We start from the raw sequence: 3635 nt of genomic DNA, 5'->3' as shown, positions 1-3635 counted from the left end.
TCGCCGAAATACTTCGTGATCGCCGCCGTCAGCGACGTCTTGCCATGGTCGACGTGACCAATCGTGCCGATGTTCACATGCGGCTTGTTGCGCTCGAATTTGCTCTTGGCCATCTTGCCACTCCGTTTGTCTAGTCCGGGCTCAGGGAGCCCTATTCGTCTCGAAGCCGTACGCGATCAGGCGAACTTCTTCTGGATCTCTTCAGCGACCTGGTTCGGCACCTGCTCGTAGTGATCGAACTGCATCGTGTACTGGGCACGGCCCTGCGACATCGAGCGAAGCTGGTTCACGTAACCGAACATGTTGGCCAGCGGCACCATGGCATTGACGACCTGCGCGATACCGCGCGGCTCGGTGCCCTGGATCTGACCACGCCGCGAGTTCAGGTCGCCGATCACGTCGCCGACATAATCCTCGGGCGTCACGACTTCGACCTTCATCACCGGCTCCAGCAGGCGCGGACCGGCCTTCTGGATGGCTTCGCGGAACGCTGCACGGGCAGCGATCTCGAAGGCCAGGACCGAGGAGTCGACGTCATGGAAGGCGCCGTCGAGAAGCTCGGACTTGATGTCGACCATCGGGAAGCCCGCAAGCGGACCCGCACCGAGAACCGACTGGATGCCCTTCTGGACACCCGGGATGTATTCCTTCGGCACGGCGCCGCCGACGATCTTGGACTCGAAGGAGAAGCCTTCGCCAATCTCGGCCGGTTCGAAGACCAGCTTGACGCGAGCGAACTGGCCCGTACCGCCGGTCTGCTTCTTGTGGGTGTAGTCCACCTCGGCCTTCCGCGTGATCGTCTCGCGGTAGGCAACCTGCGGTGCACCCACATTCGCCTCGACCTTGAACTCGCGGCGCATGCGGTCGACCAGGATGTCGAGGTGCAACTCGCCCATGCCGGCAATGATCGTCTGGCCGGATTCCTCGTCGGTCTTGACGCGGAAGGACGGATCCTCGGCTGCCAGGCGGTTGAGCGCGAGGCCCATCTTCTCCTGGTCGCCCTTGGTCTTCGGCTCGATCGCGATCTCGATGACCGGATCGGGGAATTCCATGCGCTCCAGGATGACCGGCTTCAGCGGATCGCAGAGCGTGTCGCCCGTGGTGGTCTCCTTGAGACCGGCCAGGGCCACGATGTCGCCGGCGTAGGCGATCTCGATGTCTTCACGCGAGTTCGAGTGCATCTGCAGCATGCGGCCGATGCGCTCGCGCTTGTCCTTCACCGTGTTCATCACCGAGGAACCCTTGGTGAGAACACCCGAATAGATGCGGGCGAAGGTGAGCGAACCGACGAACGGGTCGTTCATGATCTTGAAGGCCAGCATGGAGACCGGCTCGTCGTCGGCGGACCGACGGATCATGTCGAGATCGGTCTTCGGATCGATACCCTTGATGGCGGCGACTTCGACCGGCGACGGCAGGAAGTCGACGACCGCGTCGAGCAGCGGCTGGACGCCCTTGTTCTTGAAGGCCGAACCGCACAGGACTGGCGTGAACCACACGTCGCAGGTACCCTTGCGGATCAGGCGGCGCAGCTCTTCGTTGTCCGGCATCTCGCCTTCGAGATACTTCTCGGTCGCGGCTTCGTCGATCTCGACGGCGGCCTCGATCATCAGCTCGCGATATTCCGCGGCGCGATCCTTCAGATCGTCCGGGATCTCGACGATGTCCCACTCGGCACCGAGATTTTCGTTGCGCCAGACAAGCGCCTTCATCTCGATAAGGTCGACGACACCCTTGAACTCGTTTTCGGCACCGATCGGCAGCTGAACGACGACCGGACGCGCGCCGAGACGCGACTTGATCATGTCGACGCAGCGGTAGAAGTCGGCGCCGGTCTTGTCCATCTTGTTGACGAAGATCATCCGCGGGACCTGGTACTTGTCGGCCTGGCGCCAGACAGTCTCGGTCTGCGGCTCGACACCGGCATTGGCGTCCAGCAGAGCGATCGCACCGTCGAGCACCCGCAGCGAACGCTCGACCTCGATGGTGAAGTCGACGTGGCCCGGGGTGTCGATGATGTTGAAACGGCGCTTCTTGCCGTCACGGCCTTCCCAGAACGTGGTCGTCGCGGCGGACGTGATGGTGATGCCGCGCTCCTGCTCCTGCTCCATCCAGTCCATCGTCGCAGCGCCGTCGTGCACTTCGCCGATCTTGTGGGACTTGCCGGTATAGAAGAGAATCCGCTCGGTCGTCGTCGTCTTGCCCGCATCGATGTGGGCCATGATGCCGAAATTGCGGTAGTCTTCGATCTTGTAGTCGCGTGCCATCGGGCGTCGCCTTTCGGAAAGAAGCTAGAATTACCAGCGGTAGTGCGAGAAGGCGCGGTTCGCTTCCGCCATGCGGTGCGTGTCTTCGCGCTTCTTCACGGCAGTACCGCGGTTGTTGGCTGCGTCCATGAGTTCGCCCGACAGGCGATCGACCATGGTCGTTTCATTGCGGTTCCGGGCCGCAGTGATCAGCCAGCGAATGGCCAGTGCCTGACGACGCTCCGGACGAACGTCGACCGGGACCTGGTAGGTTGCACCACCAACGCGGCGCGAACGGACTTCCACATGCGGCGAGATGTTCTCGAGCGCCTGATGGAAGATCGCCACGGCGTCCTGACGGGACTTCTCGTGGACGGCGTCGAACGCGCCATACACGATGCGCTCGGCAACCGACTTCTTGCCGTCATACATGACGGCATTCATGAACTTGGATACGATGAGATCGCCGAACTTCGGGTCCGGGTTGATCTCGCGCTTTTCGGCTCTGTGACGGCGGGACATTTATCGTCTCTTCCAGTGATCAGCGTTGGGCTTATTTCGGGCGCTTGGCGCCGTACTTCGAGCGCCGCTGCTTCCGGTTCTTGACACCCTGCGTGTCGAGCACGCCGCGAATGATGTGATAGCGAACGCCGGGAAGATCCTTCACGCGACCGCCGCGGATCATCACCACGGAGTGCTCCTGAAGGTTATGGCCCTCGCCCGGGATGTAGCCGATCACCTCGTAACCATTGACGAGGCGAACCTTGGCGACCTTACGCAGAGCCGAGTTCGGCTTCTTCGGGGTCGTCGTATACACACGAGTGCAGACACCGCGCTTCTGCGGGTTCGCTTCGAGTGCCGGGACCGTATTACGCTCGGTAGGACGAACGCGCGGCTTCCGGACAAGCTGGTTGATGGTCGGCATTCCAACCTTCCCTCTTCTTCCAAATCCAAAGTTCGAAACGAAGCAGCCCGCCCGCACGTGGAGTGGACTTCTCCATGCACGAAACCGAGCATATGATCCGCAAGAATTGCGGACTGCCCGGCACGAAGCAGAGGACCGCCAGGGCGATCGTGCATACAGCGATGTGGCGTCTCGTTGAACGAAGCCTTGTTTGAAGCTCTGGATCCCGGACGCGGCGTCCTTGGGATAGAGTCGGCTTCACATCGGCTCTGTTGGAGCGCTATCTATCGATTCCCTCCCCCCTCGTCAACCCCGCCACCCGGGAGCCAGGGCTCCGAATCCATATTTCATGCCGTCGGATCGAGGAGTTTGGCGAGGTAGTCGGGAGACCAGCCGGCGAGTTTTCGCCGCGATTTGAGGGACTTTTTGTCGGTGGCACTTCGGATGAGGTTGAGGGCGAAGTGGCGCACGACGGCCATGTTCCT

Annotated in this window: 4 protein-coding genes and 1 pseudogene; all 5 read right to left on the bottom strand. The window is 61.7% G+C overall.

The annotated features are described in order from the left end of the window. Positions 1 to 113: GTP-binding protein (locus VQ042_RS24980; protein WP_134887344.1), on the bottom strand; the 113-nt coding region annotated here is incomplete at its 3' end. Between the two features lie 63 nt (positions 114 to 176). Further along, positions 177 to 2267, bottom strand: a complete 2091-nt coding sequence (fusA, locus tag VQ042_RS24975) for an elongation factor G (protein WP_331822957.1) — start codon at positions 2265 to 2267, stop codon at positions 177 to 179. Positions 2268 to 2297: 30 nt separating this feature from the next. After that, entirely contained in the window at positions 2298 to 2768 is a 471-nt protein-coding gene (rpsG, locus tag VQ042_RS24970; RefSeq protein ID WP_009209735.1) for a 30S ribosomal protein S7, read from the bottom strand. A gap of 31 nt (positions 2769 to 2799) precedes the next feature. Further along, a complete protein-coding gene (gene rpsL / locus VQ042_RS24965; RefSeq protein ID WP_009209736.1) occupies positions 2800 to 3171 on the bottom strand; it encodes a 30S ribosomal protein S12 in 372 nt (123 codons plus the stop codon). 326 nt (positions 3172 to 3497) lie between these two features. Further along, positions 3498 to 3635, bottom strand: a pseudogene (locus VQ042_RS24960) (ISAs1 family transposase); the annotation flags it as partial.

The organism is Aurantimonas sp. A2-1-M11 (genome assembly GCF_036549475.1).
Classification (GTDB): domain Bacteria; phylum Pseudomonadota; class Alphaproteobacteria; order Rhizobiales; family Rhizobiaceae; genus Aurantimonas.
The sequence above is the reverse complement of the archived record's forward strand: the minus strand, read 5'-3'. Positions and strand labels throughout refer to the sequence as shown.